This is a genomic window from Paenibacillus sedimenti (assembly GCF_014534655.1).
In the GTDB taxonomy this organism is placed as follows: Bacteria; Bacillota; Bacilli; order Paenibacillales; family NBRC-103111; genus Paenibacillus_E; species Paenibacillus_E sedimenti.
Map to the genome: position 1 here is coordinate 216,908 of NZ_JACVVD010000010.1, position 25,386 is coordinate 242,293.

Here is a 25,386-nt window from a genome sequence, read left to right on the forward strand (position 1 = left end):
AGCATTCTATTCGGTTTGGCTTGTATACAAACACAAAGATAAGCTATTTATGGGTAACGGCGGCAAGTAATACGTGTTCGACCACCTCGCCCATCCGTTTCGAGTCCGCGCGAATCATTCCCGCAGACTGCGATATAACCTTCACAAGCCCGAAAACATCCTCTACTGCTTCGTCACTTTGAATACTTTTCAGCTTCATCTTCATGATCCCCCAGTATCTGTTTTTTCCTAAAAATTTCGTATAAAATTCGACAAATTCCTCTTTAATTCAATATTAATGAACGATAAATAAAAAAAGCACAACCTTTTCATGATAAAAGGCTGTGCTTTGAGTTTTACGAACTTTACTAACTTTACGAGCTATTCTTGCTATTTCAATGCTTTCATCGCAATATCCGTGCGGTAATGCTTTCCGTCAAAATGAATCCGGTCCGCGTTAGCGTACGCTTTCTGACGCGCTTCCACGATGTCTCTGCCAAGGCCGGTAATGCCAAGCACACGTCCGCCGTTCGTTACGATTTGTCCGTCCTTCAGCGCGGTTCCGGCGTGGAAAACGATAGCGTCCTGGACTTGATCCAATCCGGAGATTGGCAAACCTTTCGGATACGACCCCGGGTATCCTTCTGAGGCAACGATCACGCAAACCGCTGCTTCGTCGCTCCATTCGATCGGCTGCTCGGCCAACGTGCCGTTATTGATCGCAAGGAATATATCGAGCAGATCCGTTTTCAGACGAGGTAAAATAACCTGCGTCTCCGGATCGCCGAAGCGTGCGTTGAACTCGATCGTTTTTACGCCGTTCTGCGTGAGGATGAGCCCAGCGTAGAGTACGCCCTTGAAAGGCCGGCCTTCTTTCACCATCGCATCGGCCGTCGGCTGCACGATGTTGTCAATCGCTTCCTGCACGATCGATTGCGGGATGTGCGGCAGCGGCGAGTAGGTGCCCATGCCGCCTGTATTCGGGCCTTTGTCGTTGTCGAAGACCGGCTTATGGTCCTGCGAAGGCACCATCGGACGAACGGTCGAGCCATCGACGAAAGCGAGCAGCGACATCTCTTGACCGGTCAGGAATTCCTCGATGACCACACTCGCCCCGGACGCACCGAACACTTGATCCACCATGATGTCGTGCAGCGCCGCTTCGGCTTCTTCCATGGTGTGGGCGACAGTTACGCCTTTACCCGCGGCTAATCCGTCGGCTTTAATCACAATCGGCGCCGATTGGCTGCGGAGATAGGCGAGCGCCGGCTCATATGCGTTGAACGTCTCATACTTCGCCGTCGGAATGTTATACTTCTTTAGCAGCTCCTTCATGAACACCTTGCTGCCTTCAATGATCGCGGCATTGGCGCGCGGTCCGAACGCTGCGATGCCTTTGCCTTCCAGATGGTCGACAAGACCCGCTGCAAGCGGATCGTCAGGCGCGACCATGACGAGGTCGATCTGCTGCTCTTTCGCAAACGTGCTGATCTCCTCGAACTGCAGCTCCGTAATGGGCACGCACTCGGCAAGCTCAGCGATTCCGCCATTACCAGGCGCACAGAATAGCTTGCTCACCTTCGGACTTTTGCTAAGCGACCAAACGATCGCATGCTCGCGGCCGCCCCGGCCAATAACTAAAATACGCATATGGTCATACCCCTCTCTCATGGGGAATGCCCACGGTCCGCGTGTCTGCCGATCGTGAGCATTCTTAATTATAATCCTGGTTTAAACAAACAATTGAATTAATGTTTGAAGTGTCTTACGCCTGTCATAATCATAGCGATGCCGTTCTCGTTCGCTACGCGGATGGATTCCTCGTCCTTGATTGAACCCCCCGGCTGAATAACAGCCGTGATGCCGGCTTTTGCCGCCATTTCGAGCGTGTCTCCCATTGGGAAGAACGCATCGGAAGCGAGTACGGAGCCTTTGGCTTTGTCGCCGGCTTGCTCGATGGCGATTTTCGCCGCGCCTACGCGGTTCATTTGTCCGGCGCCTACGCCGACTGTCATATCGTCAGCCGCGAGTACGATTGCGTTAGATTTAACGTGCTTAACTACTTTCCACGCGAAAAGCAGCTGTTTCAGTTCCTCTTCCGTCGGCTGACGTTCGGTGACGACCTTCAGGTCGGCGTCTGTAAGCTGGTAAGCATCGCTGTCTTGAACGAGCATGCCGCCTTCAACGGAAGTGATCACCGGCTCCGCTTTGCGGCCGGTTACTGTATCTAAGCCGCTTACTTTGAGCAAGCGAATGTTTTTCTTTTTCTCGAGGATTTCGAGTGCTCCCGGCGTGAAATCCGGAGCGATGACGATTTCCAAAAAGATTTCGTGCAGCAGCTGCGCCGTCGCTTCATCAACCGTGCGGTTCGCTGCCACGATGCCGCCGAAAATCGAAGTCGGATCGGCCGCGTATGCTTTTTGGTACGCTTCAAGTACCGTTGTACCGATGCCTACGCCGCAAGGATTCATGTGCTTAACGGCAACAACCGCAGGCTCGCTGAATTCTTTAACGATCTGAAGCGCCGTATTCGCATCGTTAATATTGTTGTAGGATAACTCTTTACCGTGCAATTGTTCTGCTGTCGTAATGTTGCCTGCAGCCGCGTTCGGCTTGCGGTAGAAAGCAGCTTTTTGGTGAGGATTTTCTCCGTAACGAAGTTCCTGCACTTTTTCGTAAGTAACTGTGTAACGTTCTGGGTAAGGCTCGCCCACTTGCTTGGACAAGTAGTCGGAGATCAGGGCATCGTAAGAGCCTGTGTGGCGGAACACTTTCGCAGCCAAGCGTTTGCGGGTATCAAGGGTCGTGTCGCCGCCCTCTTGCACTTCTTCCAGCACCTGCGCGTAATCCGCCGCATCCACAACAACCGTTACGAACGCGTGGTTTTTCGCTGCTGAACGAAGCATTGTCGGTCCGCCGATATCGATGTTCTCGATCGCATCCTCATACGTTACATTCGGCTTCGCAATCGTCTCGGCAAAAGGATACAAATTCACGACGACCAGATCGATATAGTCAAGTCCGAGCTGCTTCATGCTCTCTTGATGCTCAACGTTATCGCGTACCGCAAGCAGACCGCTGTGTACGGCCGGATGCAGCGTTTTAACGCGGCCGTCCATGATTTCCGGGAACCCAGTAACCTCGGAGATTCCGATGACCGGCACCCCTTTTTCCTTCAACAAACTTTGCGTACCGCCTGTGGAAATGATCTCGACGCCCAGCTTCGCCAGCTCGCCGGCGAATTCAACGATACCCGTTTTGTCGGACACGCTGATCAGTGCTCTTTTGATAGCCACTTTGCTTCCTCCCAGAAAATGATTTTTATATATAAAAATAGTACATGCCGCCGAAAACGGAAACTCGACTATACCTCTTTACTTGCTCGCCTTCGCTGATACTCCAAAACTCAGCAAGTTACGCTCTGCCGATCATGTTACTCAAAATCGTTAATTTACTGAATTACTACCACTCATGCTTATTCAAAACCGCTGGCAAATTACGTTCTACCGTTAATGTTACTTAAAAGCGATAATTTATTGCTTAAACCTCACACTAGTTAGGCCCTTATATCGAGTTACTAACAGCAAAAAATGCTGTTAAAAACATCCAAGCCTGTGCCCTAGTCAATTTACCTGCAAAAAATGCTGTAAATTCCGCATAAATGTGTTCTGAGTACAAGTACACTGTGAATTAACAGCACTTTTTGCAAGATTCAACGCTAATAAGCTGAAATAAGCTAAATTACAGGCACTTATTGCTATTAATTGTATAAGATGACCCGCCCGGCATATAACACCTACAACCGAAGGCTCACCCGGCGCCCGTCGATGCTGACGCGGCCCTCGCGCAGCCAGCGGATGACCTGCGGCAGCAGCACATGCTCAGCCGCATGGATGCGCTCGGCGAGCGAGTCCGCGGTCTCGTGCTCGTGAATCTCGACGCTGCGCTGGGCGATGATCGGTCCGGAATCCAGCCCGCCGTCCACGAAGTGAACGGTCACGCCGGTTTGCTTCACGCCGTACTCCACCGCCTGCTCGATGGCGCGGACGCCAGGGAACGAAGGCAGCAGCGAGGGATGAATGTTGATCATTCGGCCGTAATAAGGCACGACCAGCACATTCGTGATGATCCGCATGTATCCCGCCATGACGATCAGATCCACTTGGCGCTCCTGCAGTTCCTGCAGAATCAAAGACTCATAGGCTTCCCTGCTGGCATACTCCTTCGGCCGAAACGCAAACACCGGCACCTTCGCTTCTTTTGCGCGTTCCACCACGAACGCATTCGGACGATCACAGACAAGAAGCTCGATGCTGACATCAAGCTTCCCCTTCTGTACCTGATCGACGATTGCTTGAAAATTCGAGCCGCTGCCTGAGGCAAAGACGGCAATCCGATAAGGCTGCATGACTTACACCTCGGCTCCTTGGAAGGTAACCACGCGCTCGCCTTCAGTTACGACGCCGAGCCGGTATACCTTCTCGCCTTGTTTTTCAGCAGCTGCGATTGCTTTCTCCGCATCATCCGCGCCAACGATAATCACCATGCCGATACCCATGTTAAACGTGCGGAACATATCGTTGTTGCTAATGCCGCCCTCGCGCTGCATCAATTCAAAAATCGGCAGAATCGGCCATGAGCCGTATTGGATTTCTACATTCACGCCATCCGGAAGGACGCGAGGAATATTTTCGATAAAACCGCCGCCCGTAATATGCGCCATGCCTTTAATGCTGACTTCCTCCAACATCCCCAGCACCGGCTTCACATATAAACGAGTTGGCTCCAGCAGCACATTGCCAAGCTTATCCCCAAGCTCTTCCACATGCCCTTGAAGCGTATACCCTTTATCCTCCAGCAAAAGCTTGCGCACAAGAGAGAACCCGTTGCTGTGCACACCGCTAGAAGCCAGACCCAGAACGACGTCTCCGGGACAGATGGTGGTGCCGTCGATGATTTTTTTCTTGTCGACGATCCCTACGGTAAAGCCGGCAATGTCATACTCCCCCGACGCATACATGCCCGGCATTTCCGCCGTTTCGCCGCCGATCAGCGCACAGCCTGACTCCGCGCAGCCGTCAGCGATCCCTTTGACAATCGCTTCAATCTTCTCTGGAACTACACGATCACATGCGAGATAGTCGAGGAAAAAAAGCGGCTCCGCGCCCTGAACTATAATATCGTTCACGCACATCGCGACCGCATCGATCCCGATCGTATCGTGCTTGTCCATCGCAAAAGCGATTTTCAGCTTGGTGCCCACGCCGTCCGTTCCGGATACGAGCACTGGCTCCTCGTACTTGTCCTTGTTCAAACCGAACAGCCCGCCGAAGCCGCCGAGGTCAGTCAGCACTTCAGGACGGAATGTCCGTTTCACGTGTTTCTTCATCCGTTCTACTGCTTCGTTCCCCGCCGCGATATCGACTCCAGCCTTTTTGTAAGCATCCGACACTTCGCTTCCACTCCTTATATTTGTCTATGAAAGGGAGGTTACCCTCCCGTTTTTCCGAATTTCCACTCATCTTACCCGCAGCTTTAATCGCAAGCGCAGCCCACTTTTCCTGTATCAACAATTTCCGTCGGATAATTGTTGTTGAAGCAGGCCATGCAGTAGCCGCTTTGGTCGCCGGCAGAACCTGTCCCGATGGAATCGAGCAGCCCTTCTTGCGTGAGGAAATGCAACGAATCCGCATTAATCGCTTTGCGAATTTCTTCGACGGAATTCATCGCGGCGATCAACTCTTTGCGGCTGGGTGTATCGATCCCATAATAGCAAGGGTTCATAAAAGGCGGCGAAGAGATGCGCACATGCACTTCCGTTGCGCCCGCTTCACGAAGCAGATTCACGATGCGCAAGCTGGTCGTCCCGCGCACGATTGAATCGTCGATCATGACGACGCGTTTACCTTCGACCACTTTGCGAACGGCGCTGAGCTTCATTTTCACGCCTTGCTCCCGAAGCTCTTGGCTCGGTTGAATGAACGTACGGCCCGTATAGCGGTTCTTGATCAAACCAAGCTCGTAAGGAATACCCGTCTGTTCCGCATAACCGATCGCAGCTGAAATACTCGAATCCGGCACGCCAGTCACAACGTCGGCATCCACGAACGATTCCATGGCGAGACGCTTGCCCATCCGCTTTCGCGCGGAGTGGATGTTGATCGCGTCAATATCGCTGTCCGGACGCGCGAAGTAGATGTACTCCATCGCGCAAATCGAACGCTTGCCGCTTTCAGCGAAACGATCTTCATGGAATCCGTCACGATCCAGAACAAGGATTTCACCTGGTTGAACATCACGGAGATACGTGCCGCCAACGGCGTCAAAAGCACAGGACTCCGAAGCGAACAAGTATGCATCGCCAAGTCTGCCCATCATTAAAGGACGCAAACCGTTCGGATCGAGCGCAGCAATCAGCTTATCGTTGGTCATGATCAGGAAGGCAAAGCCTCCGATCACTTGCTTCAAAGCATCTTTGACCGCATCCAAGATGTCATCGTGCTCGGAACGGGCGATCAGATGCGCAAGCACTTCTGTATCGCTCGTCGTTTGGAAGATCGAGCCTTTGCGCTCCAGCTCCCGCTTAATAATGTTCGCATTGTCGAGATTTCCGTTCGTCGCAATGGCCAGTTCGCCCTCGCGGTATTTGAACACGAGCGGCTGTGCGTTAGCCAGCTTGCTTTCGCCCGCTGTTGAGTAGCGCACATGCGCGATGGCAGAAGAACCCGTCAATGGAGGCAATGTCTCATTGTTGAACACTTCTTTGGCAAGTCCCATACCGCGGTAATAGTTGAACTTTTCGCCATCTGTCGTACAAATGCCCGCGCTTTCCTGTCCGCGATGCTGAAGGGCGTGAAGCCCGTAATAACAAAGCGAGGAAGCGTCGGGATGACCATACACCCCGAACACCCCGCACTCTTCATTCAGCTTGTCAAACAACCCGCCATGGCCAGCTACACCTTCGTTGTAATATTCACCTGTCCAAAGCTCATGCTGCCCATTGCCCAATTCAACACTAGGAGCAGCAGGAAGCTTCAGGGCCCCGGTTTGTTTCACGCCATTAGACATGGAATCGCATCCTTCCAGACCTTTTCCAGCTCGCTTACCGGAGACTGGATTCGCTGTTCGCCGTTAACCGATATGTTTAGTTCTGTACCTGTGACTGTTCCGATTTCCTGATAAGGGACGCCCTGCGAAGCGATCCAGTGTTTCAAAGCGTCTGCTTTATCTGGAGCAGCTGTCAGCAGGATACGGGATTGGCTTTCGCTGAACAGCGCGAAGTCTGCGCGAAGCTCAGTTTTAACAGCTACTTGTGCGCCCAGGCGTCCGCTGATGCTGCTCTCTGCGAGCGCTACAGCAAGTCCGCCCTCAGACAAGTCATGTGCCGAAGCAACCAGACCTTCTTGAATCGCCTTCAACACTGCGCCTTGCAGGCGTTTCTCAACAGCCAAGTCCAACTCAGGCGGACGGCCTTCCGTAACGCCATGTACAACATATTGGAATTCGCTGCCGCCGAGTTCTGCTTTCGTCTCGCCGAGCAGGATGATGATGTCGCCTTCGTTCTTGAAGCTTTGTGTCGTAATGTGATCGATGTCATGAACCAAACCTACCATCCCGATAACCGGAGTCGGGTAGATTGCGCCTTTGGCGTTCTCATTGTACAAAGACACGTTACCGCCGATAACCGGAGCGTCCAGCACGCGGCAAGCTTCAGCCATACCGTCAGTCGCTTTCTCCAGCTGCCAGAAAATCTCCGGCTTATCCGGACTGCCGAAGTTCAGGTTGTCCGTCACAGCCAGCGGCTCGGCGCCGGAGCAAACGACGTTGCGCGCTGCTTCGGAGACAGCGATCCGTCCGCCCACTTCCGGATCGAGGTACACGTAACGCCCGTTGCAGTCGGTCGTCATCGCCAGCCCCTTGCGGGTGCCGCGAATGGTTACGACCGCTGCGTCCGAACCCGGGCGCACTGCCGTATCCGTACGAACCATGTAGTCATACTGGTTGTACACCCACTCTTTGTTCGCGACCGTCGGAGACGCGAGCACTTGCTTCAACGCATCCGTCAAATCCGTTACCTCAGGGTAACGAGTCGTGTCGATGGATGCGTTCGCCTCGTAGTAAGCCGGCACCTTGCTCGGCTTATTGTACACCGGGCACTCGTCGACGAGTGCCCCTACAGGCATGTCACCCACGACCTCGCCGTGGTGGATCAAACGCAAGCGACCGTCATCGGTCACCTTTCCGACTTTCGCGCAGTGCAAGCCCCAGCGCTCAAAAATCCCCTTCGCTTGCGCCTCATGCTTCGGCTCAACGACGAACAGCATGCGCTCCTGCGACTCGGACAGCATCATTTCATAGGCTGTCATGCCCTCTTCGCGCTGCGGCACCTCATCGAGGTAAAGCTCCATGCCGTTCCCCGCTTTACTTGCCATCTCGGCGCTGGAGCATGTAAGCCCCGCTGCGCCCATATCTTGAATTCCGAGCACGATGCCAGAATTGATAAGCTCCAAGCACGCTTCCAGCACGAGCTTTTCCATGAACGGATCGCCCACTTGCACCGCCGGGCGCTTCGCTTCGGACTCTGCCGTCAGCTCTTCCGACGCGAACGTCGCGCCGTGGATACCGTCGCGGCCTGTCGCCGGGCCGACGTAGAATACCGGGTTGCCAACGCCTTTGGCAACGCCGCGTTGGATCTTGTCGTGGTCGATGAGACCGACGCACATGGCGTTAACGAGCGGGTTCCCCTCGTAGCTCTCGTCGAACATCACTTCGCCGCCTACAGTCGGAATGCCGATACAGTTCCCGTATCCGGCGATTCCCGAGACGACGTGCTCGAACAAATACTTCACGCGGTCGTTTTGCAGCTTACCGAACCTGAGTGAGTTCAGCAGCGCTACCGGACGCGCGCCCATCGAGAAGATATCGCGGATAATCCCGCCAACGCCCGTCGCTGCGCCTTGATATGGCTCAATCGCCGATGGGTGGTTGTGACTTTCGATTTTGAAAACAACGGCTTGGTTGTCGCCGATATCTACGATCCCTGCGCCTTCGCCGGGTCCCATCAGGACGCGAGGTCCTGTCGTCGGGAACTTGCGAAGCACAGGTTTGGAATTTTTATAAGAGCAATGTTCGGACCACATGACGCTGAATACGCCGATCTCCACATAGTTCGGATTGCGTCCGAGGAAGCCGCAGATTTTGGCGTACTCGTCATCGGTTACGCCCATCTGCTTGTAAATTTTCTGCTCCGCGATTTGCTCGGCTGTTGGTTCCTTAGCGGATAGCTGCTGCTGCGCCATGTTTCTCCCTCCAAGTGTTCAGAATCGATGTGAACATTCTTTTGCCGTCCGCCGACCCGAGGAGCTCATGAATGGCGCGCTCCGGATGGGGCATCATACCTACTACGTTACCGGCTTTATTACAAATTCCGGCAATATCGTCTACCGAACCGTTCGGGTTATTGCCTGCTTCATAACGGAATACGATCTGATTGTTCTCTTGCAGTTCTTTCAGCGTTGCATCGTCACAGTAGTAGTTCCCTTCACCGTGCGCAATCGGAATATTGATCAGCTCACCTTCCGCATAATCCCGCGTAAATGGCGTTGCATTGTTCTCAACACGCAAAAGCGCCTGATGACAGCGGAATTTCATGCCGTTGTTGCGGAGCAGTGCTCCCGGCAACAATCTTGCTTCCGTCAGCACTTGGAATCCGTTGCAAATACCAAGAATGTATTTGCCCTCTTCAGCTGCTTTTACTACAGCTTTCATCACGTTCGTGAACTGTGCAATCGCTCCGCAGCGCAGATAGTCTCCATAGGAGAATCCGCCCGGCACGAGGATGCAGTCGTATTTGGACAAATCGTCCGCCGTATGCCATACATAGTCGACCGGTTGGCCGATCGTATCTTCAACTGCTTTGTAGCAGTCAATGTCGCAGTTCGATCCCGGAAACACAAGAACCGCAAAATTCATGTCGATCTCTCCTTAGAGTTTTGCTTTAGCAAAACTAGCATCGTAAGCATATTCTTATGGTTTGTTACGCCAACTCGTAGCGGTAGTCTTCGATAACCGTGTTCGCCAGCAGCTTCTCGCACATGGCTTTCACGCGTGCTTCCGCTTCCGCTTTATCCGTTGTGTTCAGCTCTAGCTCCAAGTATTTACCTATGCGAACCTTTCCAACTTCCTCAAAACCCATCGAATGAAGCGCACCTTGCACCGCAGTTCCTTGAACGTCCAAAACGTTTTGCTTGATCGTTACGTAAACCGTTGCTTTCATTTCTAATCTCTCCTCCTCTAAATTAATCCACCAAACGGTGTAGAATTTCTTTGTATCTGTTTGCCGTTTCTTCTACAACGGAAGCCGGCAGCTCGTCCGGTTCGCTGTTTTTATCCCAGCCCGAGTTCGCCAGGTACGTACGCACAGGCTCTTTATCCATCGAATCGATTTCAATATCGAGCGCGTATTTGTCTTGTGCCCAGTACCGCGAAGAGTCCGGCGTGAAAATTTCATCAATAATAATGAGTTCACCGTTATAAATGCCGAATTCAAATTTCGTATCCGCTAAAATAATGCCTTTTTGCTCACAGATCGCATGCGCCAGCGTGTAGAGCATAATGCTTCTCTTCTGCAGCTCATACGTGATTTCTTCACCGATCAATTCACACATTTGCTGGACGGAAATATCTTCGTCATGACCCACATCATTTTTCGCTGCAGGCGTGAAAATCGGATGCTCCAAACGTTGGTTTTTCCGCAATCCCTCAAGAAGCTTCTGTCCGTTAATCTCGCCGGTCTTCTCATATTGTCTCCAGCCGTTGCCCGTAATGTACCCGCGAACGACGCACTCAATGGAGATGCGCTCCGCTTTTTTCGCTACAATAATTCGTTCTTTCAGCAGTTCTCTTGCCGCTGCATCCGGAATCACATCTTGCAATTGTTCCACGTCCGTGTGCACGATGTGGTTGTTCATGTAGCCGCTTGTGATACCGAACCAGTATTTGCTCAGTGCGTTCAGCACGTAGCCTTTGTCAGGCACACCGGGCTTCAAAATGTAATCAAACGCCGAAATCCGATCCGTTACGACGATCAAAAAATGCTCGCCCAAATCATACAGTTCACGCACTTTGCCTTTGTGCACCAAAGGCGCCTTGACCAGCCCTGCCGCTGTGTCCAGTATATTACTCACCAAAACACGTCCCCTCATTTATTACAAACCAAGTCGGTCAAAAATCGTATCCACATGCTTCAGGTGCCAGCTAGGATCAAAGCAATCCGCAATTTCTTCCGCGCTTAGCACATCTGTGATAACAGATGCATTTTCCACGATCTCACGGAAGGAACGCTGCTCTTCCCAAGCCTGCATCGCTCTTGGCTGCACGGTGTCGTAAGCTTGCTCGCGGCTGAAGCCTTTGTCGATCAGCTTCGTCATGACGCGGCCGGAGAAAGGCACATCGTACGTGCTGCGCATGTTGCGCTTCATATTTTCAGGGAACACGGTCAGGTTCTTGATGATGTTGCCCAGACGGTTCAACATGTAGTTCAGCAGCTGCGTTGCATCCGGAAGGATGATGCGCTCAACGGAGGAGTGCGAAATATCGCGCTCATGCCACAGCGTCACGTTCTCGTAAGCGGAAACCATGTGTCCGCGGATCACGCGGGACAGACCGGAAATGCTCTCGCAACCAATCGGGTTGCGCTTGTGCGGCATGGCCGAGGAACCCTTTTGGCCTTTCGCAAAAGGCTCTTCCACTTCGCGGAACTCACTCTTTTGAAGGGCGCGAATTTCGGTTGCGAACTTGTCCAGGGAAGTAGCAACCAGCGCAAGTGTTGCCATATATTCAGCGTGACGGTCGCGTTGGAGCGTTTGCGTTGAGATCGGAGCCGCTTTTGTACCCAATTTGCCGCATACATACTGCTCAACGAACGGATCGATGTTCGCGTAAGTGCCTACCGCGCCAGAGATTTTACCGTACTGCACGCCATCGGCCGCATAGCGGAAACGCTCCAGGTTACGTTTCATTTCCTCGTACCAAAGCGCCATTTTCAGGCCAAAAGTCGTTGGCTCCGCATGCACGCCATGCGTTCTGCCCATCATTGCCGTGTGTTTATATTGAACCGCTTTTTCTTTTAAAATCTCGATGAAGTTCTGGATATCTTTCTCCAGAATTTCATTAGCTTGTCTCAGCAAGTAGCCTAGCGCCGTATCAACAACGTCCGTTGAAGTCAGACCGTAGTGTACCCATTTGCGCTCAGGACCGAGTGTCTCGGATACCGCTCTTGTGAAGGCGATCACGTCGTGGCGAGTCTCTTGTTCGATTTCGTAAATGCGGTCGATGTTGAAGCTGGCGTTCTCGCGAAGCACTTTCACATCTTCCTTAGGGATAACGCCAAGCTCTGACCAAGCTTCGCAAGAGAGGATTTCCACCTCAAGCCATGCTTTGAATTTGTTTTCCTCTGTCCAAATGCGTGCCATCTCCGGGCGTGTATAACGTTCAATCATGATTCCGTTCCTCCGTTTATCTCATTTACTTACTTTCCCAAATGCCTGTACGTTCTATCCAAGCCAATGCTTGATTGACATCGCCGGCCAGCAAGTTGATGTGACCCATCTTGCGTTTCTCTTTCGCTTCCAGTTTACCGTAAAGATGAACTTTTGCGCTAACCCCGCGCTCTTCGCTCTCCAGGAATCCGGGCTTGTCCATTTGCTGCAGCAGCGGCTCCATATGCTCCCCGAGCAAATTGACCATCACGACGGGCGACAAGAGCTCCGTTGAACCTAAAGGCAAGTTGCAAATAGCGCGAACATGCTGCTCGAATTGCGACGTGCGGCACGCTTCCATCGTGTAATGTCCCGAGTTGTGCGGACGCGGCGCAAGTTCGTTGACGTAAAGCTGTCCATCCTTGGTCAGGAATAGCTCTACGGCGATCAATCCGATCACGCCGAGGCTATCTGCGATGCGAACCGCCAGCTTCTCGGCCTCCTGCTGCACTTCCGAAGGGATGCGAGCCGGAACGATGGATTGATGCAGAATGTTATGTACATGTATATTTTCCGCAGCAGGAAAAGCTTTCACCTCACCGCGGGGACTTCTCGCTGCAATAACGGATAATTCTTTATCAAAATGAATGAATTGCTCGAGCACCAGCTCGGTCTTCGCACGGCTCAGCGTTTCGTAGGCTTCCTCAACCTCATCCAGTGAACGGATGACCCATTGACCCTTGCCGTCGTAGCCGCCGGTTGCCGTTTTGAGCACACATGGCGTGCCGAAACGAAGGACCGTTTCGCGCAGCTGCTCGGGGCTGCCGATCTCTGCGTAAGGTGCCACAGGTACTCCCGCCGCTTCAATTGCTCTTTTTTCTCGAAGCCGATGCTGGGTTGTGTATAAAAGCTTGCTTCCTTGCGGGACGTAGGACTCTTTCATTAATATGTCGGTCACGTGAGCGTCCACGTTTTCGAATTCATACGTGATAACGTCCGATTTCGCAGCCAGCTTTCTGGCCGCTTCCACGTCGTCGTAACCCGCCTTGATCTGCTCGTCGGCGACTTGTCCGCAGGGCGCGTCTTCCGTCGGATCGAGCGTGACGAAGCGATAGCCCAAGTTGCGTCCGGCGAGTGCGAGCATCCGGCCAAGCTGGCCTCCGCCTAGAATGCCGATCGTGCCGCCCGGCTTAATGACCTTGCCTTCTATACCGGTTGCCGTCATGACAGGTCACTGCTTTCAATCACGGTTTGCGCGATCCGCTCGCGGCGCGCTTTGATTTTCGCTTGAAGCTCCGGATCGAATGCGCCCAGGATTTGCGCCGCCAGAAGGCCTGCATTCGTCGCGCCGGCATTCCCGATCGCCACTGTCGCGACGGGAATACCGCCAGGCATCTGCACGATGGAAAGCAGCGAGTCCAGGCCGTTTAGCGTGGAGCTTTTCACAGGAACGCCAATAACCGGTAACTCGGTTTTGGCTGCTACCATCCCTGGTAGATGCGCCGCCCCGCCTGCTCCGGCAATAATCACTTGGAGGCCGCGGCTTGCTGCCGACGCTGCATATTCAAACATGAGATCCGGCGTTCTGTGCGCGGAGACGACCTTTTTCTCATAAGGCACTCCCAGTTCCTCCAGCATGTCGCATGCGTGCTTCATCGTTTCCCAATCCGACTGGCTTCCCATTATGACACCAACACGTACAGTCATGATAAACCTACTTTCTATAGTGGTAGTTTTAAAAGCTAACTTTTAAAACTCTTATTAATCTTTGCTAAAAACCCCATAATAATAATAAAAATGCCCAGAGTTAGAATACGCGATTCTAGACGCTGGACAGCAAAAGAACCGAATGCAAATAGACCATCCTCTTCCTATGGTTTCCCGCATTCGCTTCCTCGTAGTCCAAAAATTTATGGTTTTTGGGTAGATACTTTCAGGCCTTATTCCTGACGTTATACGAGTTGGTTCGACATTTTCAATTAGGGGGAAGTGTTTTCCCGCTTCCCTAGTTTACTACCAAGTAACGTGTCATGTCAATTTGCAAAAACGAACGTTTTTAAATAGTTTCATGAAAAAAGTTCGTTTTTTGGCTACATTTTAAATGTTCCGGACGATATATGACTGAAAATTCAGCCATCATTGTATTTAATGTACTCAATAGGCTGCTTGGTGTGTTTGCTGGTCGATATATTTTTCGACATGGTGCAAGAAGACTGGCGATTGGAGGAGTCGCTATCGTGCAGCTCATGTCGGCTCGCGGTACATTGAACGATTCCCAATGGCATGTACGTAATCTACTTAAAAAGCACAATAGTCGCAAATAGAGCAGCGATCGTTCGTAATTTCTGAGACAAATAGTGCCCTGGTAAATAGTGCCTGGCGTACTCATAAAGAACAATGGTCGCAAATAGCATACTGATCGTTCGCTATTTCTGAGAAAAATGGTTCCTATTATGCTCGAAAGTACAAAAGTCTGTAATCAACGAACATTATTCTATAATTAATGTCATTCATTCTCTAAGAGTATGAAGCAATCCGGGATAACGTGGGCGATACAAAAGGATTTCGAATGATGAGCTGCCCAAAAGCGTGATAAAAATAGAGCACCCCACAACGGGATGCCCTCATTTTTCCTATTTGCCTTATGCGAATTTTCCAGGCAGTTCCACTGATTCGTTCGCTATAGCAGGAGCTTCTACCTCATCAGCAACGTAGCCATCCGGATCAAACTGATTCTCACTCTTTGCAATTACAATCGTCGCTACGCTGTTACCAATGATGTTCGTAATCGCGCGAGCTTCGGACATGAAGCGGTCTACCCCGATCAGAAGCGCCATACCTTCGACCGGAATGACATTATTCGGGATTGCGGCCAGTGTAGCCGCCAATGTGACGAAGCCTGAACCGGTAATACCCGCTGCACCTTTCGAAGTCAGCATCAGTACGCCGAGAAGGGTTAACACTTGGATCCAATCCAGGTGAACGCCATATGCTTGTGCAATGAATAGCGCTGCCATCGACAAGTAGATGGATGTACCATCCAGGTTGAACGAGTAGCCTGTCGGTATGACGAGGCCGACAACCGGCTTCGAAGCGCCGAATTTCTCCAGCTTTTGCATGACCCGCGGCAGTGCGGATTCCGATGAGGAAGTCCCCAGCACGAGCATCAGCTCTTCTTTAATGTGACGAAGCAGCTTAATGAGACTGAATCCGTAGAATTTGCAAATGGATCCCAGTACAATGAAGATGAAAAGCGCCATCGTCACATATACAGAGCCCATCATTTTACCGAGAGAGAACAAGGAATGAACGCCGAACTTGCCAATCGTATAAGACATCGCGCCAAAAGCGGCAATCGGAGAAAACTTCATAATAATTGCCACGAGGCGGAAGAAAATTTCATTCATTTGCTCAAAAAAGCCCATAACCGGCTTCACTTTGCTGCCAAGACCCGCCATTGCCAAACCGAATAACACGGAGAAGAACAGAACCGGAAGCATATCCCCTTTAGAAAAAGCGCCAATCACGTTATCGGGAACAATGCCCACAAGGAAGTCCATGAAACCATGGCTGGTTTCGGCAGCTTGCTTCGTAAATTTCGCAACGTCCCCGGCTTTAACAGCATCTGTGCTCATGCCTGATCCCGGTTTGAAAATGTACATCACGGCGACTCCGATCACCATGGCGAACGTCGTAATTATTTCAAAGTATAGAAGCGCCTTGCCGCCGATGCGGCCGATTTTTTTCATATCACCCATGCCGGCGAAACCGATTACAATCGTAAAGAAAACAATCGGTGCGATGACCATTTTGATCATTTTAATAAATACGTCTGAAAGTATTTTCAACTCAGCTGCTTGCGAAGGAAAGAACTGCCCGAACGCAATACCCAGAACAATCGCGATTAACACTTGGATCGTAAGGTTTTTTCTAAGTTTTGTCATCATATTATCCTCCTAAAGTTATTGGGGCCCTCGCAAAGTAATGTCTAAACTCTTATCGAAGCAATTCGAGAAGAATGACCGCTTAAATCGGTGAGTTTAGACGCCGATCGAGTCCTTGACTCGATGCGGACGGAATATACTTCAAAGCTTAGCGTCACTTTGTGGGGCATCATAGGGACCTTTGAGCTTGCTCAAAGTCTCTCAGCTTCGTTATGCCTGCACTTTCTCCCTGCGTCTTCTTGCTACTCCGTCTTCATAAGCCGCCTGAATGACAGCTTCTCTGACCCGCTCCGCCACCGACTGGTTAAAAACACTCGGAATAATGTAATATTCATTCAGTTCATCTTCTTGAACGACCGATGCAATGGCTTTAGCCGCTGCCAGCTTCATATTTTCCGTCACTCTGGAAGCTCTGCAATCGAGCAATCCCCGGAACAATCCCGGGAAGCAAAGCACGTTGTTGATCTGGTTCGGATAATCCGAGCGCCCGGTCGCCATAACGCGAACGTAAGGTTCAGCCTCTTCCGGAAGAATCTCCGGCGTAGGGTTTGCCATGGCAAACACGATCGGATCTTTCGCCATCTTAGCGACGTCTTCCCTTTTCAACACGCCTGGCCCTGATACGCCGATAAAAATATCTGCTCCTTCAATAACCTCTGATAACGATCCATGTATCTGATCAGGATTGGTATTGTTCGCATACCACTGCCAGAACGGGTTATCGTAGACGCCGTCTCTCGTAATCGCGCCCGGCCGGTCAACGCCGATAATATTTCTGACGCCTGCCGCCATCAGCATTTTGGTGCATGCTGTCCCGGCCGCTCCGACCCCACACAGGACGACTTTGCAATCCGACAGGCTTTTGCCCACAAGCTTAACGGCATTAAATAGTCCTGCCAAAAGCACTACGGCCGTACCATGCTGATCGTCATGGAATACCGGAATATCCAGCTCCTCGATGAGCCGCTGCTCGATCTCAAAGCATCTCGGCGCCGATATATCCTCGAGGTTAATGCCTCCAAATGTTGGAGATAGCGCTTTCACGATGCGCACAATTTCATCGGTATCCTGTGTATCCAGACAGATCGGAAACGCGTCAACGCCGGCTAGCTGCTTGAACAGCATGGCTTTTCCTTCCATAACGGGCATTGCGGCCTCTGGTCCAATATTCCCTAGACCCAGTACAGCGGTTCCATCTGAAATAACAGCGACGGTATTTCGCTTGATCGTCAGCGTGTGGGCCAGCGACGGCTTCTCGTGAATCGCCATACAGACTTTGGCCACGCCCGGCGTGTATACCCTGGAGAGGTCATCCCGATTTTTGATCGGGTATTTCGGACTCGTCTCGATCTTGCCTCCTAAATGTAGCAGGAACGTTTGATCCGACACATGAACCACTTTAACTCCGGGCAATTTGCTGATCGTCGATTTGATCAAATCGGTGTGCTTGTTATCGTACACGTTGATCGTGATATCGCGGATCGTGACGTTTTTGTCCGTTCTCACGACGTCAATCGCAATAATATCTCCGCCTGTATCACTAATAGCAGTGGCAATGCTGCCGAAGGAAGCGGTATTTTTATCTAATTCAAGACGCAAAATAATACTCGTATTTACTCCCGAAGGAATTGACATGTTATACACCTCAAGCGCTTTCAGACTTTGTTTGAATCTTTGATTGATCTCATGATATCGCTTTCAAGGGAAGTCGTGAAGAATTTGACCATATTGGTACTTATGGTCTTTTTGGTCTTAAGCCCAAGCCATGCAACTTTTCACTAGATCAGTCGTCAAATTCAGTGATTAAGAGAGGAGCACTCAAACGATGAAATTACGAAACCTATACCCAAAAAAGAGGGCTTCATGGCTGAAGCTTTCTCTGGCAGCTGCCTTCGTGCTGGCCGTGCTGCCAAGCGCAAACGAAACTGCGCAAGCTGAAGATTATACCGCGGAGGTTCAACTTAATCTCGCCCCGCTGCACGTTCAAATCAGTGATAAAACCATGCAGGTGCCTGGAGGTTTATCGACAGAAGGAGACTCTTATGTAGGACTGGCCTTTTTAAGCCAGCAGCTTGGACTTACGACTTCGTGGGACGATACCACCCGTATTGTAACCGTCAGCAGCGCCAACAAAACCATGAAAATGAGCAATCAGAGCTCAGCATATGAAATGAACGGGCATCGCTTTTACAGTAGCAAACCTCCCGTCATCGTCGAGGGTAGTACATATTTACCGCTCCGCTTTCTATTAGAACAAATGGGTTACAGCATTGGCTACAGCGCCGCGGATAAGCTGATTTCAATCCAGCCGATCAAGGAGAACGCGCTAAAGCTGACGAACGTATCCATCGATGACCGGAAGGAAGATGGCATTACGATTCAATATCCGCAGATTGAAGGATGGACCAATACGGCTGCAAGCGCGAAAATTAACGCGTTCTGGAAAGCGGAAGCATTGAAGTACGCAGCGGCTGGCCAAGAGCTTTTGAAGGAATTTAAGGCGGAACAGACCGCAGACATGCCTGAGTTGCGGTTCGCTTTCGATGTCAATTACACGGTGACCTATAATCAACAAAACAAGCTCAGCATGCATTTCGATACTTACCAATATACGGGCGGCGCCCATGGGATGTACGATATGGAAGCTCACACCTTCGATTTATCGACTGGGGAAGAAATTACGCTGAAGCAGGCAGCTTTGGGTGATCCGAATTACAAGCAAATCATCAACGAAGAGATTAAGAAGCAAATCAAAGAACGGGACTATGTGCTTTTGGAACCGTTCGAAACAATAAGTGACGATCAACGGTTTTTCTTGTTGGACAACGACATCGTGGTGTATTTTGCCTTGTACGAGTATACGCCATATGCGCTTGGAATCCCGGAGTTTTCGATTCCTGTGTCCCGGTTTAAATCGCCGTGATTTCGCATCAGAATCGTGTTTGCTCCGCATATTGCCCCAAAAGGAAACAGCGGAGTGCAAAAAAAAACCAGCAAACACAAGGGATGCTGGTTTTTTTCTGGGCTGTTTTCGTCCATAAAATTAATAAACATTGTATACATTGTCACATTCTTTCCCGGTCGGCTCATAAAAACAGTGAAGCTTGTATCGTCCTACGTGCGGCTGATTATACCAGGTCGGCGGACATGGCTGGGGAGCTGCGGCCGTTCCCGGACGAAAATACCAGAGGGCGAATTTGGCCGGCCAATACCGCTCCCCATTCACAGCCCGTCGCGCCAGACGGCGTTCTTTCTCTCTAGCCTTTTCGTAGTACATACCATGAAGCAGAGCTTCAAACGCATGCGGCTGGTTAATCATTTGGGGAATTGTCCGGATTCCTTTAAAATCGGAGCAATTCGCTCTTATTCGGTTAATGCCAACATTTCCAACAAGGAGCATACCCCTTTCGCCTTCACCCACAGCTTCGGCTCGAAGCAACCTTGCTAACATGTCAATATCTTGGTTCCTGGCTTTTACGACTGCCATCGGCTCACCTCTTTTGATTGTTCTAGACACATCATATTGTAGGTGAAACGGATGTGTTACGCTGGCGTCTCAATAGTCTTTCTAAATCATTACTCTTAAAAACCTTTAGCTCCGCATTATGTGGAATTGAAGGTTTTTTTTGTGTTATTCAAGGCTCGTTCAGCCGACCCATACGTACCGATTGACCGGTCGACCAATGCCGCCGTATTCAAGATCAAGCTTCACCTGCTTGCTTTTCTCCAAAAACTCCAAATATCTGCGCGCCGTGACCCTTGCCAATCCAACGCCCTCGGCTACTTCTTCAGCGGATAAAGATTTCTGCTGCTGCCTCAGAAACTGCATGACCTGCTTCATCGTCACTTCCTGCAGACCTTTGGGCAAATCCAGATGCGAGGTGCCCGGTACAGATTCAGGAGCTTGCGCAGTCGACCTGCCGTGCAAAATTTGGTCGAGGTCCGACTGGGACAACGCCGCGTCCTTATTCAGTCTTTTTTTCATCGCCCGGTAATTCTCCAGCGCTTCTTTGACCCGTTCGAATTTGAACGGCTTTACGATGTAATCCACCGCGCCTTGATGAAGCATCCGCTGCACCGTCGGGATGTCGCTAGCCGCTGTGATCACGATCGCATCTGTGGCGAGCTGCTCATTGCGAATTTGCTGCAGCACTTCGGTCCCATTTTGCCCAGGCATATAAATATCCAGAAAGACCAGGTCAGGCTGCAAACTGCGAACCTTTTCGATGCCATCCAGGCCATTAGATGCCGTTCCTACGATCTCGAACCCGGGCACCTGCTCAACAAACTGCTTGTTCACTTCCAAAACCATCGGATCGTCCTCAATCAGTACGACTCTGACCATCATTCTCCTCCTTCCGCTGTGTCATGGGAAAAGTAAGCATAAAGCTCGCACCTTCACCGGGCTCGGACTCTATTTCCATATATCCACCGCATTTGTTCACGATATTATGGATCAAATACAAGCCAATCCCTCTGCTTACCTCATCTTTCGTAGAGTACCCTCGCTCAAACATCCGCCGCTTGGTCTCCTCATCCATCCCGCTTCCGTTATCTTCCACGAGGATCGACAGTACTTCCTCATCCTGCTCGATGCTGATAAAGACCTCTTTGTGGCCTTCCTTACCCTTCAACGCATCAAAAGCGTTCTCAATCAAATTGCCTAAAATAACTACCATATCATGCTGATCCAAATCCTCCGGAAATTGCATCAACCGGCTTGCCCGGTCCAAACGCACTTCGATACCCAGCTCCCGGCCGCGGCTGATTTTCCCCAAAATTAAACCGGCTGCACTCTCATTGGCAATTTTGCTCGAGATAAAGCCACTCAGCTCAGATTGAGCCTCTATCGTTTGAAACAAATAATCCAGCGCCTTCTGCTTAGCCCCAAGCTGGATCAAGCCGCCGATCGTATGGAGCTTGTTCATATATTCGTGATTTTGCACACGGAGTGCGTCTACAAACGCTTTGACCCCCGTCAGTTCCTCGGCGATTTTGGTCACTTCCGTACGATCTTGGAATATCGCCACCGCGCCAACCGTCTGATTCCCGACTTTAATCGGAACCCGATTGCTTAGAATTTGAGCAGGCCCAATATGGAGTTCTTGATTAAAAATCGGATGATTCAGCTGCAAAATTTCAGGTAGACGCGTATCCGGCAGCACTTCCCGAATAGGGCGCCCGAGCACGTCGCCTTCGATATGAAGCATACTTTTGGCCTTATCGTTAAAAACCGTCACGAATTCACGGCTGTCTATAGCAATAACACCTTCATGCATAGCGTTAAAAGTCGCCGTCCGCTCTACGAGCAGCTGCGCGATCTCTTCGGGCTCCAACTGGAACATTTGCTTCTTAATGTGCCGCGAAAGCAGCCACGAACCCCATACCCCGAAAAGCAAAGACAAGAACACCGTCGCATAAATTTGCCCCCGCATGGCCAGAATGACGCCTGTGAGTCCCGGAACCAACTGCCCGACGAGCACAACGCCCACTTGCTCATGCTGTTCGTTCATGACGGGCACGAATGCCCGGAGCGCTGTCCCTTGCTCGCCTTTGGCCTTGGATACATACGTATGCTCGGCAAAAGCCGATCGCTCGTCCGCCCCTTGCGAAAGCTCCCCGATTCGGGAAGCGTTGGGGTGTGACAGGCGAATGCCGTTCATATCCAAGACGACAATATAATCAACGTCGTTAATAATTCGTATACGCTCCGCTACCGGATTAATCTCCTGCCTGCTGCTTTCTTCCATCAGCCCGCTGACGATCGAAGGCAGACCGGCAACCGTACGCGCCGTGACAAGCAACCTTTGCCCAAGCTCCTGTTCTTGTAGATGTATGACCCGGCCAATCAGAATGATGCCGCCGATACAAATCGCGAACAAAACGATGCCGAACGACAGAATCGTAATTTTCCAGTTCATTCGGAGCCCTTTGATTTTCAATGCCTTCACCTTCTCGCTGTCCCTTTGGTTTCTACGATCATCATACAATATGATACACTGAATTTATACTTTGAAACTTTGAAATGGGAGGATGGCTGTGAGAACGTTTGTCGGCATTACGCTATTTGTTATCATTGGGCTCGTGACAGCTGTGATATTCGGTTTCTCCTCTCAATTTAATAACGGACAACGCGTATACGATGATGAGCAAAGCGGTCTCAGAGAGCAGACCGTCATCCGATTCAGCTTTGTCGTCGCGGAAAATACGCCCAAAGGGCAAGCGGCGCAAGAGTTTGCCCGGCTTGTCAAACTCAAAACGAACGATACGATCAAGGTCGAACTGTTTCCCAACGGCACCTTGTATAATGAATACGATGAAGTCGCCGCTTTGCAGCAAGGCAGCATTCAATTGATTGCGCCAAGCTTCTCCAACATATCCGAGGTCGTTCCGGAGTGGATGGCGATGGATCTGCCGTTTGCTTTCCGGAACGAAGAAGCAGTGCAGCAAGCATTTCAGGGCAAAATCGGTTCCATCCTGATGGGTAAATTGGAGTCGAAGGGGATGATCGGGCTTGGCTTATGGGCCAACGGCTTCCAGCAGATGACTTCCAATAAGCGCCCGCTTGTTGAGTTAGAAGATTTTCGCAACTTGAAATTTCGCATTCTTCCCAGCGAGGTCATCGAAGCCCAGTTTCGCCAATTGAATGCGACGACTGTTCCTATTCCTTTTAACAAGGTGTATCGTAGTATGGAATCTGGCGAGGTAGATTCCGGGGAGAATACGATATCCAACATTTACTCCCGAAAGCTGTATCAGGTGCAAAAGTATATGACGATCAGCAATCACGCCTATTTGGGCTATGGCGTCATCATGAATAAAGCATTCTGGGATAAGCTGTCGGCCGCGCAGCAAAAGGCGGTTGGCGAAGCCATGCAGGAAGCCACGGCTTGGGCGAATCAAAATGCAATCCACTTGAACAGCAAGCAATTGGACGAGTTAAAAAAGACCGGACAAATGGACATTCATGTCCTGTCGGATGAGGAACGAGCCGAGTGGGAACAAGCTCTTGAACCGGTCTATCAAGAGGCGCGGGCCTACGTCGGCCAAGAACTCATTGATGCGGTGAACGAACTTAGACGTCATTACAAATGAAAAGGGCGCCCCCGCGAGCGAAAAGGCCATATGACCTTTCCGCACGCAGGAGCGCCTTTATATTTATGAACAGATCGCCGCCTCATACCGCAGGAAAGTATCGTTCACGGCTAATTCTCTTACCAGGCCAAGCTGCTTGAATACGTGCAGACTGCTGTATACGGATGTTGCATTGATATGCGGATACCGCTCGTTGAGCGCATCACAGATGTCTTTAACGGTGGTGTAGCTGTCTCTAGTGTATAAATACTCCAACAACGCATATCGCTGCGGGGTTAACGGAATGTTTTTGGAACGGATATGCTGCAGCGCTTGATTCAAATCGCTTTGGGCCATGAACAATACCTCCTTTTTGGTTTAGATGGGATCGATCTGATTGCCATTTATTGCTTCAAATGCTTCAGGTAGCCGGAAATGTCCACTTTCAGACCGTCAGCCAGGCGTTGCCCCAGCCCTGCATCTGCTCTGTAGAAATTGCAGATGGCCATTAGCTGCGATTTTTCGTGAACGGAGGCCAGATCGCCGACCAGGTTGGAGATGAAGTTCTCCTGCTCTTGCGGGCTAAAGCTGCGGAATGTATCTCCGGCTTGCGCGAAATCATTCGTTTTCGCGATTTTTTCTCTGCCTGCGGAGCATTGAAGAGGCATACGACTGTCGCGGTATTCTGGCGCTTCCTTCGGCGCATCGGCATGCCGGGTCGGCTCATAATTGACGCTGGACGGCTGCTGTTTCATTTGCATCGCGCCATCGCGCTGATTGTTACGCACGGTCGCATAAGGGCAGTTAACCGGAATTTGCAAATAGTTCGCGCCCAGGCGGTACCTTTGCGTATCCGGGTATGAGAACAGACGGCCTTGCAGCAGTTTATCTTCGGAAGGTTCAATGCCGGGTACCAGTACGCTAGGGGCAAAAGCTGCCTGCTCCACTTCGGCGAAGAAGTTTTGCGGGTTGCGGTTCAGCGTCATCGTGCCGACCTTTTGCAGCGGAATCAGATCTTCCGGCCACATTTTCGTCGGATCCAGCGGATCGAAATCGTAAGCATCCAGATCTTCAGGCTGCAGGAGCTGCACATGCAAATCCCATTTCGGGAAGTCGCCGCGGGCGATATGATCGTATAAATCCCGGGTCGCATGACTGAAATCTTCGCCTTGAACAGCCGCCGCTTCGGCTTTGCTCAAATTGCGGACGCCTTGATGCGGCTTCCAGTGATATTTGACATATACATAGTTGCCTGTGTGGTTAATCCATTTGAAAGCATGGACGCCGAAACCATTCATTTCGCGGTAATTGGCCGGAGTCCCGTAGTCGGAGAACACCCATGTCAGCATATGCGTCGATTCCGGAGTCAGCGACATGAAATCCCAGTAGCGATCCGGCGTCTGCACGTTTGTGTCCGGAGCCGGCTTCAGCGAGTGCACCATATCGGGGAATTTCATCGCGTCGCGGATAAAGAACACCGGCAGATGATTGCCGACCAGATCGTAATTGCCTTCTTCCGTGTAAAATTTCACGGCGAATCCGCGCGGATCGCGAGCCGTTTCCGGCGAGCCCTGACCATGAATAACGGTCGAGAAACGAACGAAGACCGGCGTTTCTTTGCCCGCCTCGCCGAGGAATGCGGCTTTGGTGTACCGTTTCATCGAATTCTCTACAGTGAAAGTACCGAATGCACCTGCTCCCCGCGCATGGACAACCCGCTCCGGAATGCGTTCCCGGTCGAAATGCGCGATTTTCTCAAGAAGATGGTAATCTTCGAGGAGCGTCGGGCCGTGCTGGCCGGCTGTGCGGGAATTTTGATTGTCGCCTACGGGGGCGGCTTGATTGGTCGTCAGATAATGAGGGTTATTCGGGTTATAAGTCATGTGAGCTCTCCTTTTAGTTTTTGATAA

At 51.1% G+C, this 25,386-nt stretch carries 22 protein-coding genes and 1 riboswitch; of the genes, 2 read left to right on the forward strand and 20 right to left on the reverse strand.

Annotated features, from left to right (window positions below):
- Positions 1 to 43: 43 nt before the first annotated feature.
- From ICC18_RS24660 to ICC18_RS24730, 15 genes are all read right to left on the reverse strand, one after another.
- Positions 44 to 199, reverse strand: coding sequence for a hypothetical protein (locus ICC18_RS24660; RefSeq protein WP_188177099.1), 156 nt, complete (start codon positions 197 to 199; stop codon positions 44 to 46).
- A gap of 170 nt (positions 200 to 369) precedes the next feature.
- Positions 370 to 1,629, reverse strand: coding sequence for a phosphoribosylamine--glycine ligase (gene purD, locus ICC18_RS24665; RefSeq protein WP_188177100.1), 1,260 nt, complete (start codon positions 1,627 to 1,629; stop codon positions 370 to 372).
- Positions 1,630 to 1,727: 98 nt separating this feature from the next.
- A complete protein-coding gene (purH, locus tag ICC18_RS24670; RefSeq protein WP_188177101.1) occupies positions 1,728 to 3,275 on the reverse strand; it encodes a bifunctional phosphoribosylaminoimidazolecarboxamide formyltransferase/IMP cyclohydrolase in 1,548 nt (515 codons plus the stop codon).
- 500 nt (positions 3,276 to 3,775) lie between these two features.
- Complete coding sequence (purN, locus tag ICC18_RS24675; RefSeq protein ID WP_188177102.1) at positions 3,776 to 4,387, reverse strand: phosphoribosylglycinamide formyltransferase; 612 nt, start codon at positions 4,385 to 4,387, stop codon at positions 3,776 to 3,778.
- 3 nt (positions 4,388 to 4,390) lie between these two features.
- Positions 4,391 to 5,431 carry a phosphoribosylformylglycinamidine cyclo-ligase gene (gene purM, locus ICC18_RS24680; protein ID WP_188177103.1) on the reverse strand — a complete coding sequence of 347 codons (1,041 nt, stop codon included), beginning with the start codon at positions 5,429 to 5,431 and terminating at the stop codon, positions 4,391 to 4,393.
- Positions 5,432 to 5,514: 83 nt separating this feature from the next.
- Positions 5,515 to 7,047, reverse strand: coding sequence for an amidophosphoribosyltransferase (purF, locus tag ICC18_RS24685; protein ID WP_188177104.1), 1,533 nt, complete (start codon positions 7,045 to 7,047; stop codon positions 5,515 to 5,517).
- Positions 7,032 to 9,278 carry a phosphoribosylformylglycinamidine synthase subunit PurL gene (gene purL / locus ICC18_RS24690; protein ID WP_188177105.1) on the reverse strand — a complete coding sequence of 749 codons (2,247 nt, stop codon included), beginning with the start codon at positions 9,276 to 9,278 and terminating at the stop codon, positions 7,032 to 7,034. The genes purF and purL overlap by 16 nt, the downstream gene beginning before the upstream one ends.
- The gene (gene purQ, locus ICC18_RS24695; protein ID WP_188177106.1) at positions 9,253 to 9,951 is read right to left on the reverse strand and encodes a phosphoribosylformylglycinamidine synthase subunit PurQ; all 699 of its coding nucleotides are present in this window, start codon (positions 9,949 to 9,951) and stop codon (positions 9,253 to 9,255) included. The genes purL and purQ overlap by 26 nt, the downstream gene beginning before the upstream one ends.
- Before the next feature lie 64 nt (positions 9,952 to 10,015).
- On the reverse strand, positions 10,016 to 10,255 hold the full coding sequence (gene purS, locus ICC18_RS24700; RefSeq protein WP_188177107.1) for a phosphoribosylformylglycinamidine synthase subunit PurS: 240 nt from the start codon (positions 10,253 to 10,255) through the stop codon (positions 10,016 to 10,018).
- Positions 10,256 to 10,277: 22 nt separating this feature from the next.
- A complete protein-coding gene (locus ICC18_RS24705) occupies positions 10,278 to 11,183 on the reverse strand; it encodes a phosphoribosylaminoimidazolesuccinocarboxamide synthase (protein WP_188177108.1) in 906 nt (301 codons plus the stop codon).
- Positions 11,184 to 11,186: 3 nt separating this feature from the next.
- Positions 11,187 to 12,479 (reverse strand): adenylosuccinate lyase, encoded by a 1,293-nt coding sequence (gene purB, locus ICC18_RS24710; RefSeq protein WP_188177109.1) that lies wholly within the window; start codon positions 12,477 to 12,479, stop codon positions 11,187 to 11,189.
- Between the two features lie 25 nt (positions 12,480 to 12,504).
- Positions 12,505 to 13,683, reverse strand: coding sequence for a 5-(carboxyamino)imidazole ribonucleotide synthase (gene purK, locus ICC18_RS24715; RefSeq protein WP_188177110.1), 1,179 nt, complete (start codon positions 13,681 to 13,683; stop codon positions 12,505 to 12,507).
- The gene (purE, locus tag ICC18_RS24720; RefSeq protein ID WP_188177111.1) at positions 13,680 to 14,165 is read right to left on the reverse strand and encodes a 5-(carboxyamino)imidazole ribonucleotide mutase; all 486 of its coding nucleotides are present in this window, start codon (positions 14,163 to 14,165) and stop codon (positions 13,680 to 13,682) included. The genes purK and purE overlap by 4 nt, the downstream gene beginning before the upstream one ends.
- A 171-nt stretch (positions 14,166 to 14,336) precedes the next feature.
- Positions 14,337 to 14,438: riboswitch (purine riboswitch) on the reverse strand.
- Positions 14,439 to 15,100: 662 nt separating this feature from the next.
- Positions 15,101 to 16,402 carry a dicarboxylate/amino acid:cation symporter gene (locus ICC18_RS24725; protein WP_188177163.1) on the reverse strand — a complete coding sequence of 434 codons (1,302 nt, stop codon included), beginning with the start codon at positions 16,400 to 16,402 and terminating at the stop codon, positions 15,101 to 15,103.
- Between the two features lie 210 nt (positions 16,403 to 16,612).
- Entirely contained in the window at positions 16,613 to 18,037 is a 1,425-nt protein-coding gene (locus ICC18_RS24730) for an NAD-dependent malic enzyme (protein WP_188177112.1), read from the reverse strand.
- Between the two features lie 190 nt (positions 18,038 to 18,227).
- Between ICC18_RS24730 and ICC18_RS24735 the strand changes: the two genes are divergently transcribed.
- Positions 18,228 to 19,325 carry a PdaC/SigV domain-containing protein gene (locus ICC18_RS24735; RefSeq protein ID WP_188177113.1) on the forward strand — a complete coding sequence of 366 codons (1,098 nt, stop codon included), beginning with the start codon at positions 18,228 to 18,230 and terminating at the stop codon, positions 19,323 to 19,325.
- Between the two features lie 120 nt (positions 19,326 to 19,445).
- On the opposite strand, the gene ICC18_RS24740 is transcribed toward ICC18_RS24735, so the two are convergent.
- The 3 genes from ICC18_RS24740 to ICC18_RS24750 form a co-directional block, all read right to left on the reverse strand.
- Positions 19,446 to 19,889 carry a cell wall hydrolase gene (locus ICC18_RS24740; protein WP_188177114.1) on the reverse strand — a complete coding sequence of 148 codons (444 nt, stop codon included), beginning with the start codon at positions 19,887 to 19,889 and terminating at the stop codon, positions 19,446 to 19,448.
- A 159-nt stretch (positions 19,890 to 20,048) separates the two neighbouring features.
- The gene (locus tag ICC18_RS24745) at positions 20,049 to 20,747 is read right to left on the reverse strand and encodes a response regulator (protein WP_188177164.1); all 699 of its coding nucleotides are present in this window, start codon (positions 20,745 to 20,747) and stop codon (positions 20,049 to 20,051) included.
- The gene (locus ICC18_RS24750; protein ID WP_446673947.1) at positions 20,725 to 22,338 is read right to left on the reverse strand and encodes an ATP-binding protein; all 1,614 of its coding nucleotides are present in this window, start codon (positions 22,336 to 22,338) and stop codon (positions 20,725 to 20,727) included. Before ICC18_RS24750 ends, ICC18_RS24745 begins: the two co-directional genes overlap by 23 nt.
- Positions 22,339 to 22,441: 103 nt before the next feature.
- Here ICC18_RS24750 and ICC18_RS24755 point away from each other — a divergent pair, with 103 nt between their 5' ends.
- Positions 22,442 to 23,497, forward strand: a complete 1,056-nt coding sequence (locus ICC18_RS24755) for a DctP family TRAP transporter solute-binding subunit (protein ID WP_188177116.1) — start codon at positions 22,442 to 22,444, stop codon at positions 23,495 to 23,497.
- Positions 23,498 to 23,560: 63 nt separating this feature from the next.
- Here the strand turns inward: ICC18_RS24755 and ICC18_RS24760 are convergent, their stop codons facing one another.
- Positions 23,561 to 23,833, reverse strand: coding sequence for a Fur family transcriptional regulator (locus tag ICC18_RS24760; RefSeq protein ID WP_188177117.1), 273 nt, complete (start codon positions 23,831 to 23,833; stop codon positions 23,561 to 23,563).
- Between the two features lie 47 nt (positions 23,834 to 23,880).
- On the reverse strand, positions 23,881 to 25,359 hold the full coding sequence (locus ICC18_RS24765) for a catalase (RefSeq protein WP_188177118.1): 1,479 nt from the start codon (positions 25,357 to 25,359) through the stop codon (positions 23,881 to 23,883).
- Between the last annotated feature and the right edge of the window lie 27 nt (positions 25,360 to 25,386).

What these genes read in the sequence shown, in the direction of transcription:
- ICC18_RS24705 (WP_188177108.1), bottom strand. Translation starts at nt 11,183, where the DNA reads ATGAGGGGACGTGTTTTGGTGAGTAATATACTGGACACAGCGGCAGGG.
- ICC18_RS24760 (WP_188177117.1), bottom strand. Translation starts at nt 23,833, where the DNA reads ATGGCCCAAAGCGATTTGAATCAAGCGCTGCAGCATATCCGTTCCAAA.
- purK (WP_188177110.1), bottom strand. Translation starts at nt 13,683, where the DNA reads ATGACGGCAACCGGTATAGAAGGCAAGGTCATTAAGCCGGGCGGCACG.
- ICC18_RS24740 (WP_188177114.1), bottom strand. Translation starts at nt 19,889, where the DNA reads ATGGCAGTCGTAAAAGCCAGGAACCAAGATATTGACATGTTAGCAAGG.
- purE (WP_188177111.1), bottom strand. Translation starts at nt 14,165, where the DNA reads ATGACTGTACGTGTTGGTGTCATAATGGGAAGCCAGTCGGATTGGGAA.
- purQ (WP_188177106.1), bottom strand. Translation starts at nt 9,951, where the DNA reads ATGAATTTTGCGGTTCTTGTGTTTCCGGGATCGAACTGCGACATTGAC.
- ICC18_RS24745 (WP_188177164.1), bottom strand. Translation starts at nt 20,747, where the DNA reads ATGGTCAGAGTCGTACTGATTGAGGACGATCCGATGGTTTTGGAAGTG.
- ICC18_RS24765 (WP_188177118.1), bottom strand. Translation starts at nt 25,359, where the DNA reads ATGACTTATAACCCGAATAACCCTCATTATCTGACGACCAATCAAGCC.
- ICC18_RS24725 (WP_188177163.1), bottom strand. Translation starts at nt 16,402, where the DNA reads ATGACAAAACTTAGAAAAAACCTTACGATCCAAGTGTTAATCGCGATT.
- purN (WP_188177102.1), bottom strand. Translation starts at nt 4,387, where the DNA reads ATGCAGCCTTATCGGATTGCCGTCTTTGCCTCAGGCAGCGGCTCGAAT.
- ICC18_RS24735 (WP_188177113.1), top strand. Translation starts at nt 18,228, where the DNA reads ATGAAATTACGAAACCTATACCCAAAAAAGAGGGCTTCATGGCTGAAG.
- purS (WP_188177107.1), bottom strand. Translation starts at nt 10,255, where the DNA reads ATGAAAGCAACGGTTTACGTAACGATCAAGCAAAACGTTTTGGACGTT.
- ICC18_RS24660 (WP_188177099.1), bottom strand. Translation starts at nt 199, where the DNA reads ATGAAGCTGAAAAGTATTCAAAGTGACGAAGCAGTAGAGGATGTTTTC.
- purF (WP_188177104.1), bottom strand. Translation starts at nt 7,047, where the DNA reads ATGTCTAATGGCGTGAAACAAACCGGGGCCCTGAAGCTTCCTGCTGCT.
- purB (WP_188177109.1), bottom strand. Translation starts at nt 12,479, where the DNA reads ATGATTGAACGTTATACACGCCCGGAGATGGCACGCATTTGGACAGAG.
- purL (WP_188177105.1), bottom strand. Translation starts at nt 9,278, where the DNA reads ATGGCGCAGCAGCAGCTATCCGCTAAGGAACCAACAGCCGAGCAAATC.
- ICC18_RS24730 (WP_188177112.1), bottom strand. Translation starts at nt 18,037, where the DNA reads ATGTCAATTCCTTCGGGAGTAAATACGAGTATTATTTTGCGTCTTGAA.
- purD (WP_188177100.1), bottom strand. Translation starts at nt 1,629, where the DNA reads ATGCGTATTTTAGTTATTGGCCGGGGCGGCCGCGAGCATGCGATCGTT.